This window comes from Sphingobacterium bovistauri, assembly GCF_020295405.1.
Lineage (GTDB): Bacteria > Bacteroidota > Bacteroidia > Sphingobacteriales > Sphingobacteriaceae > Sphingobacterium > Sphingobacterium bovistauri.
Genome location: NZ_JADEYP010000003.1, coordinates 185,716 through 203,731, shown reverse-complemented (window position 1 = coordinate 203,731; position 18,016 = coordinate 185,716). Strand labels below are relative to the sequence as shown.

Sequence of the window (18,016 nt, the reverse complement as noted above, 5' to 3'; positions counted from 1 at the left end):
TCTCATCTACAGTTTTGTCTATGAAAGAGCTCTTACTTTCCAAAAATAGCTTGTCTAAATTTTTTCCAAAAAGATTTTTCTTCTAATTTATAGCCGTAACCATAGCCGTATCCATAACCATAGCCGTATCCATAACCATAGCCGTAACCATACTTATTATCCTTAAAATCCACACCATTTAAGAGGATAGACATATTGTTAAGTAATCCATCGTCATATACTTTTTGAATAGCATCTAATTGTCTTTTATCCATTTTTCCGGATCTTACAACAAAAATTGAAAGGTCTGTAATCCGTTTAATGATGGACGAATCTGCAACAATCCCAAGAGGAACACTATCAATTAATATATAGTCATATGTTTCACGTAAAATTGATATTAACATATCCAACCTATTGCTTAACAACAACTCAACAGGATTAGGAGCCACTACACCAATTGGAATAATATCTAAATTATCAGCTAAACGATTACTATAAACTATATCATTTACAGAAATATTAGAATCCGATAAATAATGTGTTAATCCAACAGGCATTGGAGAATTTGTTCTATTTGTTAATGTTCCCTTTCTCAAATCTAAATCTATCAAGATAACCTTCTTTTTTAAGTAAGTTAAACTAACGCCTAAATTAATAACTGTAAAAGTCTTTCCGGCTCCGACATTAAAAGAAGTAAACATCATAGCTTTATGATCCTTCTCACCAGCAGTCAGAAATCCCAAATTCGTCCTAAATATCCTAAAAGCTTCAGCGACTTCATCAGTACCTTGTTCAGAAACTACAATATCATTACCAATACGCTTAGATTTATCAGCCAATGGTATTTCAGTTATGACAGGAACATTAATTCTTTCCTCTACTTCCCTTCTTGTATAAACTTTATTATTTAGAAAAAGTTGAAGTAAAAAAATAACTGTAGGTATAGTTAATCCAATAGCGACTCCCAAAGCAATCTTATTAAATTTAGTAGGTGCTATTGGGCTGTTACTACCAAATACTGGATCAATAATACGTATATTATCGTCGACCATAGCTTGATTTATTGCATTTTCTTCTCTTCTATTCAAGAGAAAAATATATAAATCTTCTTTTACTTTTTGCTGACGTTCAACAGATAACATAGCTCTTTCTTGAGAAGGAAGACTTTGAGCTTTGTTCATCGAAGCGCTTTCTTCCCGCTTCAAATTGGACATTTTAATATTATATCCTGTAATAACATTATCGAGTGCTCTCAAAATACTCTTATGCATAGCACTTAATGAGTTATTTAAGTCCTCCACAACAGGATTGCTCGCACTATTTGCATCCAAATAAGTATTTCTTTTCAACAGTAAAGCATTATAAGAAGAAATTTGAGATTCAATATTTCCATCAACTAAACCAGTATTTGATGGAATTAAATCATCCCTATCTGCTGAAATTAGTCTATCCCTTACTGCCTCAACCTGCTTTTTAGTGATCTCAATATCTTTACTTGTTGACATGTATCCTCTGGATTCGGACCAATACTGTTGACCTGCTGCGGAAATATCAAGTCCATAGTTCGATCTTTTAATTCCTTCTAATCGAGCTTCAACAGATCCCAAATCTGATTCAATAATTTCAAGTCTATCTTTAATGAAATCTGCTGTTATAGAAGCAACTTTGTTTTTTTCATTTAGAGATTCCTCATTATAAACCTCAATTAAGGTTGATAAGATATCTGCAGCTCTTTCCGGTGAGGCATCTTGCAAATTCATGCTTAGAAGAGCAACATCTTGCATTTGATAGACACTTAGTTTCCCTAAGAAATTATTAACAGCTCCCTCCAAAGGTTCAACAACTACATTTATTGGCTCTTTTTGGTATTTATTAAACTTGCTATAACCCTTATTCTCCCTTATAATTAGTGAACCAATAGGTGTTTTAATAGCTTTATCAAGTTGAGCAGTAATTACATCGCTGTTTGCTAATCCTTGAAATTTTGATAACTCGAATTTACCTGCAGAAATCATTCTTAAATTAACAGATTTAAAAACATTGGTTGTATCCAAAAAATCAATTACAAATGGTGATTTAGTATACAATTCATTTACTCTTAATCCTTCCTTAACTTGATAATTTATATTTGCATTAAGCCTCTTCAAGGTAATTCTCATTAAATGCTTGGACTTAAGTTGCAAAATTTCACTATTAACATTTACGATGTTAAAATAGTTATTAGGTCTAGTTATTCTTGAGGTAGACAGCGTATTACTAGCTGTCTTAATTAATACAGTTTGATTCTTTGAGTATACATATGGCGATTTACTATAATTATAATAATAATAGCCACATGTAATTAATAAAGCAAGGAAGTACCATTTCCAGTGTAACAGTAGATATCTAAATACATCTACAATATTTATTAATTTATTATTCTTATCCATTACAATAAATTTATCGTGTTGATATTGCCCAAACTGTTGTGGCTAATGTAATAACGCTCATAACCATTCCTAGAATTCTCCAAGTTCGTTCCTCATCACCTCGAGTCTGAGAAGACTTAGGTTCTACATATATAATATCATTTTGCTGAAGATAATATGTTGGAGAATTAAAAATCTCTTTACTTTCTATGTCATTATAATATATTTTTCTCACTCCATTTTCTTCTCGGATTACAGCAATCTTATCTGTAGTGGCATTATTGCTTAACCCCCCCGCTCTAGTTATGGCTTCCAATAAAGTCATTCGACCATCAGAAGAAGTAATTAATTGATTGCCCCCCTCACCCATCATTAATACTTTTAGGTTTAACAGTTCAACTTTGACAACAGGTGAGCTTAATAACTTATTTTCTTGAAGCTTATTCTTTAAAAAATCCTTCAAGCCATCAAGACTCATACCTTCAACATTCAATGTGCCCAAACCAGGAAATTCTATATTTCCCTGTTGATCTACCAAATATCCTCTATCAATGATTGTAGGAAATGTATTTCCTTGTTCGGTAATTGCATACACGCCTTCTTTATTGTTAAATGGAGCTGTTAATTCAGTATGCTTTGCACTTACTTGAATACTTAAACGATCATTATTTTGAATTCGCAACGGAGGAATAGGAGCTACTGAATAACTTTCAGCAGGATTCAAATCCTTTAAGTAAACTATTTTCTTAGAAACTAAACAAGAATTCATTGAGAGAAGTAGTAACACTCCACAATATATAAGTATCTTTTTCATATATGAATTATAAATCTTTCCTTAATTCGTTATAACACATTTGCGCTGCTTCAGCATCTGGAAGACACTGCAACTCTGCAACTTGCACTTTACTGATTAAATCAATAATAAGATTAACCAGAGTAGAATACAAACTATTATTCCATCTAATTGCAGAACAACTAGGTAACAAAGCCAATAATGCATCTTTACTTTTTTGTGGTTGTATAAGATTAAATGGTGCTTGTTTTAATCTCACTAAACCTTTTAAAGGTCTTTTATCATTTATGTAGCATTTAGTCTTTCCACTCCAAGGGGTGCCATAAATAACAATATTGTCCTCAAAAATTCTTATGGCAGGATTATCATCATTCAACAACGAGATACCCGGAATATTTTGAAGCCAAAGTCTACTATGTGTACTTTTTCCAGTTCCGCTTTTCCCCAAAAATGCATACCCGTAATCCTCATCAACTACTACTGAAGAATGAATAAGAATGCATCTATTTAGTAAAGCTGATTGAGCAAATGCTACCATAAAAAACCAGCTGATAAAGCTATTTTTTGTACTCTCAAAGTCCCCGGAAAACACGGTATTTAGTTTAAAATCCTTCGAACTACGCATTTTCCAATGCTTAGTTTTATCCTGAGAATATTGAATCAATGTCCAATAGTAATCATCATCTTCATGAAACGTAAATCTATCTCCCCAGACAATTGAAATATCACTCAGTAATTTGGATTCATCAGAATTAAATTCAAGATCAACCGAAGACATGACAATTCTGCATGAGATGATAACATCATCTAGGTATTCTACCCTAAAGGGCTCAAAATTTGGCAATAGAGTCTCTATATTGCAATCTTGTGCAAGTGTAACTTCTAATTGTAAATCAGCTATATTATAATATATGTTTTTTTCAATCACTCGGCAATCGTTAATCTCTTGTTAAAAAAACAAGTTAATTAATTAATAATCGTTTATCAAAGAATAAATCAACATTAGGATTATGCGTTACAAAAATAACAATCTTATCACTAATTAAATCTTTTATTCTATTTAACATTTTATTTGTAGTTTCTGCATCCAATGCTGATGTAGCTTCATCAAAAATCCAAACGTTCTTATTCCTCAATAATGCTCTAGCTATTCCTATTCGCTGAGCCTGGCCTTCTGATAGCCCAATACCTGAATCTCCAATAGTTGTCTCTAGACCATTTGGTAAATCATAAATAAATTCTGAACAAGAATAATATATTACCTCCTTCAATTTTTCTTCATCAACACTCACTATCCCCAAAGTAATATTTTCTCTTACAGTTCCTCTTAATAAAGTGTTTCCTTGAGGTACATATGAAAAATTTTCAATATGAGATGATGTTAATTGATAGTTGTTATTATTACCCTCAATAATTATTTCTCCTTTATCTGGACTAATAACCCCTAACAAGAGCCTAATTAAAGTTGTCTTACCTTTACCACTTTCACCCAATACCACAACTGCCTCCCCCTTACGAAATTCTTCATTAAGATTCGCTATAACTACATCACTATCGTACTGAAACGAAACATTTCTTAGTTTTATTGACTGTACACTATCAAAAACAACTGCTTCTTCCAAATTATCCTTAGGAGAATCGTCAATTTCTTGAACTCTATTTAATGAAACTCTAAATTTCACAAAGGCTGGAAAAAATGCGCCTAAGGACATTATTGGAGATTGGATTTGATTAACTAACTGCAAAAATGCGGTCATAGTACCAAACGTTATTTCCTTAGTTTTTAAACTATGAACACCCCAACTGAACGCTAACAAATAGCCTGTAATCATGCAAATTCGCATGATTAACTGAGAAAATCCAGTGAAATTCAAATATCTAAACCTTAAATTCTTTAATATGGATTGGCGCTTCAAAAATAAGTTTAATCTGTAGGGAAGAATACCTAAAGATCTCAATATAATCCTATACCTAAGATTCTCTTCCATATTAGACCCTAAGTCACTTTCAGCATTTTTCACATTGACATTCAGTGCCTTCATTTTTTTATAATAAATCTTTGTAAGAAAAAATAAAGGTGATATACATAGAATTATCCAGGCTAACATTTTATCCATACTATAAAGAAAAATAAAAGACGCTGTGATCTTCAATCCAGTTACAACCAACGAAATCCACGTTGTGCTTACCATTTGCACAATATCATTACAATCAGAATTCAACCGAACAAGCAAGTTCCCTGTATCCCACTTTTTAATTGTCCTCCAGGTCGATAACATTTGACTTTTTAACACCTGCGACTGCAAATTACTTAATAGACTCACTTGAGTGCGCTGATTCATCCACTGACTAACCGATCGTAATAATACTCCCGATATAGCACAACAAATAACTATGCTAAGACTTATATTTAAATCACCTTCCGTAGCCCCCATTGATATATCTATCGTCCTCTTAGAATAGTATATGAATAACAATGATAATAGTATAGAGGAAACTTCAAGTAGAAAATACACGATCATCTTCAGTTTATAGCCGTCTATAACCTTTAATAACCACTGAAATTGTCTAGAAGATATTATCATCATAATTATTTTCCGGTTAACTTGGTGTAAAGTTTATTCAGTGGATACCAAATAACCTCACCTGGAGCAAGTTTGACTAATTTTAGCAGATGAGGCAAAACTCTAACACCTACATTATCTCTATCATACGATTTCTCAGGTATTGAGACCGTATTTTCATCAAATTTTATTTGATGAAAACCAAAATTACCGCTATATAAAACATCATAAAGGATAGGTTCTGAATCAAAGTGTTTTTCTATAGGATAAGGTAATTTCGAAGCATCAAGACCTAAATAATTTACCAATAAATTATGTGTAGCGTTTATCCAACCTGCAATTCCTAATTTACGATAAATTTCCTTTAATTTATTACCATCAAAATTATTTTCTTTCACATAACATAACCTTGCAACATCACACAACTGTCTTAAGCCTATACCAAAACCCAAATAATGCTTGAGAATATGTGCGTTTGCTTGTAAATGTGCTAAAATATATGATGGTGTCTCTATTTCACTATTGTCGATTTTAATTTTGTTTGATTTTAATCTTTCTTCAGCTATAAAGCTTTTAATAAGCTTTTGCTTAAGAGGATTGAATATATCAATCATTTTAGTGTGATGTTCTACCATAACACTATTTAACATATAATATGAGCTAAAATGATCTCCTTTCAAAACATCAAAACCTTTACTCTTCAATAATTCATTAGCTTGGTTAAATTCAGAAACTGAGAAAAAGCATAGATCAATGTCGCCACTTACCCGAGACAAAGGTTTATTATAGTTTTCAGCTAAACCGATTCCTTTTAAAAGAATATGCGAAATATTATTTTTTTTTAATCCCTCTGACAATATTGATAGTGTCTTGCGCACATTTCTATTATGCCTCTCTATAGCATCTATTCTGGCTGTCCATCTGATAAGTATATCATAAGGTGGTAGATATTCCTTTGGTAAAAGAACTATTCCATCATACACGATCCCCTCTACAGTTTGACTAATCGAAATCTTATATACTAATGTCCACTCGTTTTTATTTAAGGGGAATATAGATAAAGATTCACTAACAGATCCCCACAAGCCAATTCTGAGTAAGGAAAGAAAAGATTCACGAATTTTTTGATCTATTCTCAAGATTCAAGCAAATCATTTTGTCTAAAAAATAAAACTAATTCCTCCATATCTGATATCAACTGAATATCAGTCAGCTCATTAACATCATATTGACTGCGAACCAATTCAACCATATCGTTAAGTTGAAAATCTTTGCCATCGAGTGCTTCCCACAGCCAAGCAGCTGTCTCATTCAGGCTATACACCTTAGACAAATCTACCATCCCCTGCTCAGGAGCCACAATTACATAATCTTCTCCCACTTTTCGTACAATCAAACCTTCCTTTAACTTCATATTTACTTTGATTTAATAATTTTGGTTATGTAATGTATAACCAATCGAATAGGCCTAAGTATAAACCAGATAAATGAAAAAAACTTATGTGAATAACTATCCACATCTATCTTTTTATCCTCAGACTCAGCACTAACTACATAGCCTAATATATTTTTTATATCAATTTTCTCAAGCTGTACGAGATTATTATCTCCTGCAAGCCAAATCCAGCGACTATTTTTCCATACTAACCTATGGAGTACATATCCAAAATCGCTTTTTGCTAAAATAATCTTTCCGTATTTCAAATCTTCTTTAGTTGCTCTTCTAATCAAAACCTTATTTCCATTTGATAGAAAAGGAAGCATACTATTTCCTTTTATTCTAAACGAAACATCATTACCTATATCTAAAAGAGTTTTAACCTCCTTAAAGAAGACGTTATTCTTTACAAGTAATGTTCCTTCTTTTGATTTTGCATTTTGCATAATAATCAGCCAAATTAGCAATTAATCTGCTTAACAGATCGGTTTTAGGTAGTAAAACTGTTTCAAGTTGTAGAATAAATACGATTAATTTTAAATAGTTTTATTCTTTTTGTAAACGTAAATATAACTCATAAGTTTTATCCACCATCACATTTCTGTGAAAATTATTTTCGAATCTATCTTTAGCGCCACTACTCAATTGTTGATACAAGTCCTTGTTTTCAGCTATATTGGTGATGCTTCTCGCCAAATCCTCTGCATTTTTACTTTCGCATATTAGCCCTGATTCGTAATTCTTATTTACCCAACTAACTCCTGAACCTGGAATATGCGCTGTAATAACGGGTTTTCCACAAGACATTGCTTCTATCTGCACAATAGCAAATGCCTCTGTCTTCATAATAGAGCTCAATACATAAATATCACAAGCCTCAAAATAAGCATATGCTTCTTCATCAGTCAAAAAACCTAATAATTCAACCCTATTTTGCAGATTATTTTCAACTATTAAATTTACTAACGATTCTCTAAGCGGACCCTTACCACCAATTACAATTCTATAATCATCAGTTAGATACTTTGCCGACTCGATTAAATACTGAAAACCTTTATATTCTACCAGCCTACCCAATGAAAATATTAACTTTTTGCCTTCATTCTTATTACGAATTTCTAGGACTCTGTTTTCTTTTGCTGAAATGGGCAAAACACCGATAGGTATATAGTCTACCTTATTTTGATAATTCGTTAGAAAATCAGATTGTTCTACATAAACAGGAGTGGTACCTACTATTAAATTTGCTCGTTTAATTAACCATTTTTGCAACGGCTTATAAACTTTAAGCAATATTTTTTGTTTTAAAATGTCGCTATGCCAATGCAACATTACCTTCCCTTTATATCCAGATAAATAGAGCACAAGTGCAGCCATTGGATCGGGGTGATGTATATGAATAATATCATAATTATGAGCAATATTCCTCAATCTAATTATCATACTAGGTGCTAACATTGTTGCTGCTAATTTCACTGACGTCTTTGCTACAAAAACATTAGCATAATCATTCAGTCTTATATCCTCTTGTGGATAATCTTCAGTAGAAGCGCATAACATGTCACAATAAACACCACGCTCAGAAAGCCCAAGCATAATATCATACATTACCTTTTCTACACCACCTCTAATTGGATAAAATTTACCTAGCTGTAGAATTTTCATCTTTTTTATCAGTCAATAAAATATTAAATAATTCTTTCCAACTCTCGGCAGAAGGCTCTTCATAACTAATTAATGATTGAGCCACTAGGAATGATCTGTCACCATCTATTAACTTTTTCATTTTTAAAGCCAATTCATTAGCAGACTCTGGATTGAAATAAGACACAAGTTGTGCGCCAGCGGCAGTTTCATGGGCATATGGCAAATCAGCAAGTAACATCGGCTTATTATAATTTGCATACTCAGATATAGGTAACCCCCAGCTTTCTACTTTAGAAGGAAATATCAAACAATGGCTCCTTTCATAATAATTCTGTAAATTATCCTTACTTTGAAATCCTATAAAATCCAACGATTTAAGATGTCCCCATTTTTTTAATAGCCATTTAGCATATTTATTCTCCTCGCCAGAAACAGTGATACATGCTCTGAAATTCAAACTACTCTCCTTTTCCAATATTTCAGCCGCTCTACAAATTACTTCAAAATTCTTATGACTATTTGGTGAACCTGCAAACACGAAAGTGAATAATTCGAATTGATTCTTTGGCAACAAATTATCAAAAGAAATTTTTCTTGGTATAGCAACTATGATTTTATCCTTTTTAATAGCATAAATTTTAGACATTGCCTTTCTAAACCACTCCTGTTGGACTACTAAATATGTGTTTTTATTAATATTAGTTTTATAGATAAATTTTGTAAAAATAGCAAACAAGGCAATTTTAGGTGCAAAAATTAAATCATGAAGATTCCATTTATAAAATGAATAAGAATTATGACAATACACCGCTCTTCGCTCTGCGAAAACACTTGGTGATGTATCATGCAAAGAAAACCAAAGGTAAACTGGAGCAATCTGCTTTGAAATTCTTTTCATCGATACATATTCATACCAAAGACGATTAATCCATCGCTTTTTAGGCCATTGAGTCTCAATATATTCAATATGAGGAAAATTTGCTAGATCTTTCTTATGAACAATTGCAACAATTTTATAATCATCATTAGCAGCTAAATCGGACAAATAGGCTAAGCAATCCCTTAGAATCGCCAACGTACCAGCTTCTATGAGATTAACAGCAGATATAACTATAGTCTTTTTCTTCATTATTCCTTTATTATCTCATCGAAAAGAGTGATCCATTTCTGCATAATCTTTTCTACCTCAAAATTTTTGGAATTATTATACGAAGACCTCCCCATACTTTGTCGTAAAGATTTATCTTGCATTACAGCTATTAATTTTTGCGCAAAGGCATTTTTATCTTCTTCCTCCACCAAATATCCATTAACACCATCCCGAATAATGTCGCTTGGCCCACACTTACAAGCGTAGGATACCATCGGAAGTCCGCATACTTGCCCCTCTAATAAAACCATAGGTAAGCCCTCATACCTAGAGGTCATAGCTAACACCGAATGCTCCAAATAAATTAATTTTATATCTTTCTGCGGCTGATTAAGAAACACTTTATCTGATAAACCTAATAAATTTATTAACGCCTGATATTGATCTCTTAATGGACCCTGACCATATATATTTAATTTCCACTCAGGAAAAGTTTCTGCTACTTTAGCCCAAATTTCAATTAATTCGTCAAAACCCTTTTGGTAATCAAAGCGACCAACTGCCATCACTTGTTTATTCTCTAAAATTGACTGTTCATTTGATTCAAAAGAATTCGCATTTGGTATGACCTGAATATTTGATAATTTTCCCCAATACCCCTTATCTTCTTCGGTCAATACAACAAATCGATCAAATTTTTTAACAATATTTGAATCCATTTTACTTCTGTAAGAATTGATTACCTTCCAGATTCCAGATCTATTATATTGTAGTCTTTTAAATCTTGAGAAGTGTATTTCTACTATTTTCTTGCTGCCGTCTTTGATATCAGTGATGAAAGCAACATCATTATCAAACATAGAGATAGTTATAGATGGTCTAAATTGGTTCAAAACAGCCCCAATTCGAGCTTTATGTAAATATCTTTTGCGCAGATAGGAAACCGTTCTTGAGAAAATATTCTTCGAAATATCATCAGTATAATTAATGCCTAAATCTATGTGTTGTATAGATTCGTCCATATCGAAATAGGGTTTCCTATTCTTTTGATCTGTTGTAATAATGATTACTTCATACCCCAATCTGGCAAGGTAATTTGCCTTATTTGCCAACACCCTTTCCATACCACCAGAATTGAATGTTCCAAGGATCGTATATAAGATTCTCACTTTTTATCAGATGCTAATAATAAACTCTTGTTGTCCGGTTTTTCAATTAAAGTCATCACAAATAGCATTGCCCAAATCTGATAAATATCAGTTGAAACTTTAATCCAAATTATAAAGCCAAGGCATAATAACATAAAGAACACTATTGTATATTTGTTATACCTATTTGCAAACACAACAAAACAATACAAAAATAATATTGAAAAAATTGATATCCCAATAATACCATTATATAAAATATGTCTACAATATCCTATATCAGTTCCATAAATAAAACCCTCGAACTTTCCAGAGCCAATAATCCAGGTTTTAGTATCTGTAGGCCATATCCACATATTATCATCTAACTTATCCGTTGAATCTGTTCTCCATTCACCTGTTTCTATGTAATTAAAAAAACCCTCAAACGCAAAACGCATATTTTTATAAAATGAATCATCAATTTGAGACAAATAAATTGCAAGAAGGGCAAATAAGCCTGTTAAAACCAGAAGTGAAATATTAAATCTAATTGTTTTTACTGGTATCAATTTCCTAACCATACCTGTATTTAACAATAAATATAAGATGGCTATAACCGATCCTACAGAGGTTGTTCGAGAAATAATATTTCCCACAATTATTATTACAAAAAAACTAGAGACCAAACTAATCAGAAGAAATGGGCTGGACCGAACTATTTCATCTTTTACTAACAAGCCTGCTATAAGAATTAATATTATACAAAATCTCACCCCTCCTGAATCAAGTGAAGCTCCAACTCCATACCACCGTCTTATATCTTCCAAAAAGAACTGACCTTGTTCCACAAATGAATTAACCAAGCTTTTCACTATAGGTATTTCATTTATTAGAAAGGCACTTACACATTGAAAAATACCAACGTAAGCTAAATAAACTACTAAAAGTCTTATATTAAAATCTCCATGTGCAAAATTTATCAATGAGCAAACAAAATATGCCCCAAAAGTCCAAACAGTAAAACTAACGAAATAATTAGCGTACGAATAATCCTGCGTATTATTAAGATCAACCGACACATACCCAACAATGCAATAACAAATTACGATAAAGATAGCTCCTAAGATATCCTTATTAATTTGAAGAGCACGATTTTGAGCAGCGTGCAATACTGCCAAAATTAATCCGATTAATGCAATTAAGTTCTTTGAATTTATATTACTTGGTAAAAATGTAAATCCAATCGGGAAGAAATACAAACTTACCATCAATCCTACAAAAATATATAGTATTACATTTTTAATCATTATCTATAAATAACACCGTAAACCATTTTTATTACAACCAAATAATATATATCAATTAAAACATACATTTTATTCACACATGCCCACTCTAAGAACTTAGTTCTCCAAGTGCTATATGGGTTTTTGAATATATGAGAGTTAGATTCGACGTACCAAGTGTTCCAGCGCTCATAATTCGTCCTATTGTAAGAAACCAAAAGTGGAAGTTTGATGTTTAATTTAAAAAAATTAATTGAATTCTTAATATGTTGTGGAAAATCATTTCTCAGAACAAATTTTTCAATCTCTTCAACATTTGATGATACCTCAAAAAAGTTCTGTTCTGAATATGTCTTTGTCAATGAAGAATCAACATTCTGATTATAATGATATAAAAATTCGTTAATTAATTTAACCCTATTTGAATAATAAAATAGCTTAGTCATCATCATTGCATCTTCCCCCATATTCATTTTGGGCAGAAAACCAATGTTATATTTAACAAATAATTCCCTTCTAATTAAAAACAACCAGAGATTCCAGCGCATCTGACCCGTTAACATTAATTCGACGGCCTCCATACCATTTTTGAAATTTGGTTGTGACATTTTACGACTGTTTTGTTTAAATGATAGATACCAATTACAACCTACAATATCCAAATCTTCTTTCTCTGCCGCATCTAACATGATATGAATTGTATTTTCGCTCATATAATCATCTGCATCTATAAAATAAATATATTTTCCAGTTGAATTGGCTAATCCTGTATTACGAGCACATGCGACTCCTTGATTTTCAACATGATTCACAATTTTCACTGATGATGTTAAAAGATTCTCTTTAAACTCATTTAACAAAAATAAACTATCATCTGTACTTGCGTCGTTCACAAAAATTAATTCGAGCTGTTTATACGTCTGCCCTCGGAGACTTTCCAGTGTCAATGACAATGTCTTCGAAGCGTTGTAAACTGGAATTATTATTGACACTAAAGGTTCCATCATATCAATTCAATAACCTATTAATAATTTGGGATTGATAATTAATGTCAAGACAGTCCGTATCTTTAATATGGTAAGAAAATTCATTGACATGCTTTCCCTCAATTGCCACCTTCTCATCTACCCCTCTTAAAAACCATTCATATTCAACATCTATATGTCCTATATCAATAGCCCAGACTCCAAGCTTTGATAAATCATATGCTAGTACCGTCGCTGTAGGCCCCAAGGCTATCAATACTAAATCATATTCCATGACAATGGATTTTGTTGCCTCAAAGAGTTTGTCGTATAATTGAAACGCATTCGTTGACAATGTAACAATACGCCTTAGTTCTTTAACATTATCAAATAAATCATTACCAACCCCCAAACGACTATTCTCACCTTCGACAATCAATACTTTTTGATTATTCCAGACCCCTTTGAGCTTTTGAAAATACGACGCCGAGTGCTGTTTGTTAGCAAAATCTATGTAAGGCCGTGTAAAGCTAGCGTTATAATATTTTTGATTAACATTTAATAAATTAGCATATCTAGGATAATGAAATACATAAAATTGTTTCCAAAAATAAGACGCTACTTTATTAAGCCCTCTAATACTATAAATGCCACCAGGTAATGCGACGATACAATCATCATTCGAATTATTTAATACATCTTTAAGCCTTGTTGCTAGCTTTTCATCCATTTTCTGAAATCCCAAATCCTCCGAATTTCCCAACATATGAAACTCTCCATCACCAAACCGTGCAATAGATTTTTTAGATATCAATACAAAATCTAAAGTTTCAAAAATAGAATATATATGTGGGTAAGGATATATTATTTTATAAAGATGATACCTAATTTCAACATAAACTCTTCTTAAATAATTAATCATGCTCTTGTTGTATTTTATTAAGAATATGATCGACTAGTTCAATATCACTATTGACAAATTTTCTGGCAAAAATTTTCCCAGAATTAATTAGTTTCTCAAATTCATCTAAAGACCAATCCTCTATTTGTCCATTTTTCCACTTCACCATCCTTAATGAACCATTTCCCTCATCAGCTACATTAAAAATATTCTCTCGAAATGAAGAATTCCAACACAAGGTATGCTTATAAATTTCATCTGCACAGAATGTATATCTATATAAGGAATCAATTGTCTCGGTCTCTGAAAGAATATAAGTCACAAATGGATCAGTGATACTAACCCAATTTGTTCCTTTTTTAAAATTAACCCCTTCATTTCTTTTTAATCGAAATAATATTTGAAGCCTAATGTATGTAGATCTAACAATCTTAAACATAAAATTATCATTTCTGAAATTCTTAGGGAACAAATGATACAATTGTACTTTTTTCTCTACTTCATTTCGATAATCATATGTTGAGAAACCAATAAATTCCTTTCCTGAGTTTCGAACAAAAAAATCATGAAATCTAGACATTCCCCAAAGGACCATGTCAACTCCAGATAAAATATGATAATAAAGATATGTCTTGTTATTGCTTGATTCGCGAAGTAATAGTAATTCTACCTCAATTTGAGAAAAATCTCCCCAATAAATTGATTTTCGATTTTCTAAAACATATAGCTTCGCCTGCTTAACTCTCAAGACGGGGAGCACATTTACTCTTTCATCAAAATGAATATAAATATCATTCCGAGAATCATCTATTGCTTCTATTAGCTTTTGAAGAACCTCAAATTCATGATGAGCAATAATTAAAAAAGCATGCTTTGAACTCATCAATTAATCACTTTAATTATTTGACTTTTATATAATTGATCCTCAATATCCTCAGTCATACGTCCTTCTTTTACCTCATTAACATATTTGTTAGGTATACGAACTTTTGATTTAGCTTTTATCTTATACCATTCGTATTCGACATCTATATGTCCGATATCCAAGGCTTGATTCCCTAATAAACAAATATCATAAGCTAATACAGTTGCTGTATGCCCCAAGGCTATCAACACCAATTTATCTTTTGATTGATTTTTCATAGAAGAAAGAATTTCATCGTATTTTTCAAATGCATTTATAGCTGGACAAAGAACCCTTTGAATACTGTTCGCATTAGAGAAGAGATCATTATTAACTCCTAATCTCGAATATTCTCCTTCAATAATTAGTATATTTCTATTATCCCATATTTCCTTTAATTTAGAAATATATTCTGGATAGTTTAAAATATCTAATCGATCAAGATAGAATCTCGTAAAGTTTGTATCTCCAAACACTCTATTTAGATTTAACTTTTGTAAAAATTGCTTCCTAAAATTCCATTCTCTCTCCCAAAAAAGCCTCGTCCCCAAGCGACTAACGCGAGAATCTTTAAGTGCATAAGGAATACAAACCAAATGATTTGCAGTATCTGACTTAAATACATCTATCAATCGCATTGCCAATTTCTGATTATATTGCTGAAAAGAATCTACATTAAACGTCTTTTCATCTCCATTATTCAAATAATGATGCATCATTTGAAATTCACCATCACCAAAACGACTTATAGATATATTATTCTCCAATATATGGTCAATTGTATCAATAGACTTCATGATAACCAACGATTCTCTCTCCTCTGATGAAGCCGCATAAGGCTTATGAATTTTATTATAATTCAACAACCTCCAAATCCAAACTTTTAGTTTTTCCATAACTTAGTCTTATACTAAATCAATTATTCCCTTATGATGAATTGAAAATAATTCACCAAGCTTATCTGTAAAAAGTAATGATAGATAAGCTTGATTAAGGCTTAATCGAGCCCTAATATTTAATCCATCTCAAAAGATTAGATCCCGCATTAATTACCCATTTTCCGAGTGCATTTCTTTTGATACAGGAAAGAAAATATAACGATTTCTTTATCGGAAAACCCATCTTAATTTCTCGAGGTAATCGATCGAAATATTTCCACCAATACTCAAACTTAACAGCCATGATATCCCATGGCTTTCCTCCTGTATAATGAATATTTGAATACCGCTGTACATCGACCCAATCTTTCAATGAATATAATTTTAAGAATTCATCTTTAAATTGTGGTAATAAAAATGTACGAATACCATTATATTTTGGGCTTAGTCCAACTGTCTTTCCCTTACACAATTTGTTGAGTACATCCTGATCTGGAAATTGCAAACCTTCCTCTTTAGATGCCTCAATAAATTGCTCAGACATATTATCAACTCTCAACTGTTTTAGATTCATCACTAAAAAGCCAGAATTAAAATATTCATTCCATTTTAAACCTAATTTTTCAATATATGAAAATTGATGAGCTAGAGGTGATTCAAATATCACGGCCATATAATTATCTCCTAATTCAATTGAATTATAAAGAACAGCTAGATTTTGCCTGACTATAATATCACAATCCAAATAAATTACTCTATCAATATGAGGTAATAATTCCGCCAAAACTAATCGAAATGATGCTGCAATAGTGTATCTTTCATCGATATAAATTCCTTCTAATTTACCTGTCATATTAATATATGCAAACTCCATCCTACTCCCTCCGAGTACACACAATAATTCTTTGTATTGACTTGCCAGTTCTTCGGTCAATAAACAATATACCTTATATTTATCCAAGTCACTAGAATTATCCAATATAGACTTTAGCGTAACACAGGCTGGAACAAAATAGTTAGGCGTGAAAGCAATTACAACAGGAATATTTTGGTTTAATATACTCATCTCTACTTTATATAATGACCTAATTCCTTATTTAAAAACCTTATCAAAGAAATATCGTACTATCATTCTAAATTTATCCTTATTAGATAATAATTCAAAATCAGCTAAAAACCCCAACTCATTAATAGCTAAATGTTTAAAAATCTGATTATAGTAATCATACTTGCACTTGTCAAGTAAATTTTCCCTAGAAATTTGCTGTAATAAAAAATCCTCTTCTACGCTCGTAACTTCTGGCATCTTTAAATCTAATAACCATTTATAGAATTGATTATTCGCATCTAATTTGTCCGCTAGCTTACCCATATTACTCGATAAGTGAATTGTTGACACCCTAAAACTAAATAGAAGACTAGGCGAATTAACTACTCCATTATCGGCAAAATTTATAATCGACGCTATATCAGAACAAAATGCACTAGGAAAATCAATGAATTTTTTATCTTGTAATATATCGGTCTTAAACATATAATTACCAATACAAACTATTATTGTAGCCCTCAACCAATGATATATATATTCAATAATACTACAGTACTCTGAAATTGTTTCGTCTAGACCAATAATATCACCATTCTCATCTATTACCCTCACTCGCGCTCTTATAACATTAGACTCTGGGTATTTTAAAGCCAATTTTAACATTTCTTCTAAAAATGTCGGTTCGTATTGATCATCATCAGCAGCTAATATGGTATACTCCCCTGTTGAATATTTTATTGAATGATTCCATTGATAGACTAAATTTTGACCACCTATATTTGTTTCATTTCTGAAATATTGAATACGAGAATCTCTAAAACGATCAATAATTGGTTTTAAATCTTCCGGAGAACAATCATCAACAACTATAAGTTCCCAATCATTGTAGGTTTGATTTACGATGCTTTCAACAGCTTGGTACAAAAATTTCGCCTTATAGGCCGGAAGTACAAATGTTACTTTCATAATTCATGAATGCCAA

17 protein-coding genes are annotated in these 18,016 nt (G+C 31.7%); all 17 read right to left on the bottom strand.

Annotated features, from left to right (window positions below; translation table 11 throughout):
* Nucleotides 1-32: 32 nt before the first annotated feature.
* Nucleotides 33-2,411: a GumC family protein gene (locus tag IPZ78_RS03075; protein ID WP_225551465.1), complete on the bottom strand. Its 2,379-nt coding sequence runs from the start codon at nt 2,409-2,411 to the stop codon at nt 33-35.
* Between the two features lie 10 nt (nt 2,412-2,421).
* Entirely contained in the window at nt 2,422-3,204 is a 783-nt protein-coding gene (locus IPZ78_RS03070) for a polysaccharide biosynthesis/export family protein (RefSeq protein ID WP_225551464.1), read from the bottom strand.
* Between the two features lie 7 nt (nt 3,205-3,211).
* Complete coding sequence (locus tag IPZ78_RS03065) at nt 3,212-4,111, bottom strand: hypothetical protein (RefSeq protein ID WP_225551463.1); 900 nt, start codon at nt 4,109-4,111, stop codon at nt 3,212-3,214.
* 34 nt (nt 4,112-4,145) lie between these two features.
* The gene (locus IPZ78_RS03060) at nt 4,146-5,771 is read right to left on the bottom strand and encodes an ABC transporter ATP-binding protein (protein WP_225551462.1); all 1,626 of its coding nucleotides are present in this window, start codon (nt 5,769-5,771) and stop codon (nt 4,146-4,148) included.
* Nucleotides 5,772-5,773: 2 nt separating this feature from the next.
* Nucleotides 5,774-6,886 (bottom strand): nucleotidyltransferase domain-containing protein, encoded by a 1,113-nt coding sequence (locus IPZ78_RS03055; protein WP_225551461.1) that lies wholly within the window; start codon nt 6,884-6,886, stop codon nt 5,774-5,776.
* A complete protein-coding gene (locus IPZ78_RS03050) occupies nt 6,883-7,161 on the bottom strand; it encodes a PqqD family protein (RefSeq protein ID WP_225551460.1) in 279 nt (92 codons plus the stop codon). The genes IPZ78_RS03055 and IPZ78_RS03050 overlap by 4 nt, the downstream gene beginning before the upstream one ends.
* Before the next feature lie 2 nt (nt 7,162-7,163).
* A complete protein-coding gene (locus IPZ78_RS03045) occupies nt 7,164-7,631 on the bottom strand; it encodes a S24/S26 family peptidase (protein WP_225551459.1) in 468 nt (155 codons plus the stop codon).
* 100 nt (nt 7,632-7,731) lie between these two features.
* Nucleotides 7,732-8,850, bottom strand: coding sequence for a glycosyltransferase (locus tag IPZ78_RS03040; RefSeq protein WP_225551458.1), 1,119 nt, complete (start codon nt 8,848-8,850; stop codon nt 7,732-7,734).
* Nucleotides 8,828-9,961 carry a glycosyltransferase gene (locus tag IPZ78_RS03035; protein WP_225551457.1) on the bottom strand — a complete coding sequence of 378 codons (1,134 nt, stop codon included), beginning with the start codon at nt 9,959-9,961 and terminating at the stop codon, nt 8,828-8,830. Before IPZ78_RS03035 ends, IPZ78_RS03040 begins: the two co-directional genes overlap by 23 nt.
* Nucleotides 9,961-11,091, bottom strand: coding sequence for a glycosyltransferase family 4 protein (locus IPZ78_RS03030; RefSeq protein WP_225551456.1), 1,131 nt, complete (start codon nt 11,089-11,091; stop codon nt 9,961-9,963). The genes IPZ78_RS03035 and IPZ78_RS03030 overlap by 1 nt, the downstream gene beginning before the upstream one ends.
* Nucleotides 11,088-12,359 (bottom strand): hypothetical protein, encoded by a 1,272-nt coding sequence (locus tag IPZ78_RS03025; protein WP_225551455.1) that lies wholly within the window; start codon nt 12,357-12,359, stop codon nt 11,088-11,090. The genes IPZ78_RS03030 and IPZ78_RS03025 overlap by 4 nt, the downstream gene beginning before the upstream one ends.
* A complete protein-coding gene (locus IPZ78_RS03020; protein WP_225551454.1) occupies nt 12,359-13,345 on the bottom strand; it encodes a glycosyltransferase family 2 protein in 987 nt (328 codons plus the stop codon). The genes IPZ78_RS03025 and IPZ78_RS03020 overlap by 1 nt, the downstream gene beginning before the upstream one ends.
* A 1-nt stretch (nt 13,346) precedes the next feature.
* Nucleotides 13,347-14,225, bottom strand: a complete 879-nt coding sequence (locus tag IPZ78_RS03015; protein ID WP_225551453.1) for an SP_1767 family glycosyltransferase — start codon at nt 14,223-14,225, stop codon at nt 13,347-13,349.
* On the bottom strand, nt 14,218-15,087 hold the full coding sequence (locus IPZ78_RS03010) for a beta-1,6-N-acetylglucosaminyltransferase (RefSeq protein WP_225551452.1): 870 nt from the start codon (nt 15,085-15,087) through the stop codon (nt 14,218-14,220). The genes IPZ78_RS03015 and IPZ78_RS03010 overlap by 8 nt, the downstream gene beginning before the upstream one ends.
* Complete coding sequence (locus tag IPZ78_RS03005) at nt 15,087-16,004, bottom strand: SP_1767 family glycosyltransferase (protein WP_225551451.1); 918 nt, start codon at nt 16,002-16,004, stop codon at nt 15,087-15,089. Before IPZ78_RS03005 ends, IPZ78_RS03010 begins: the two co-directional genes overlap by 1 nt.
* Before the next feature lie 112 nt (nt 16,005-16,116).
* Nucleotides 16,117-17,052, bottom strand: coding sequence for a glycosyltransferase family 8 protein (locus IPZ78_RS03000; RefSeq protein ID WP_225551450.1), 936 nt, complete (start codon nt 17,050-17,052; stop codon nt 16,117-16,119).
* Nucleotides 17,053-17,079: 27 nt separating this feature from the next.
* Nucleotides 17,080-18,000: a glycosyltransferase family 2 protein gene (locus tag IPZ78_RS02995; protein ID WP_225551449.1), complete on the bottom strand. Its 921-nt coding sequence runs from the start codon at nt 17,998-18,000 to the stop codon at nt 17,080-17,082.
* Between the last annotated feature and the right edge of the window lie 16 nt (nt 18,001-18,016).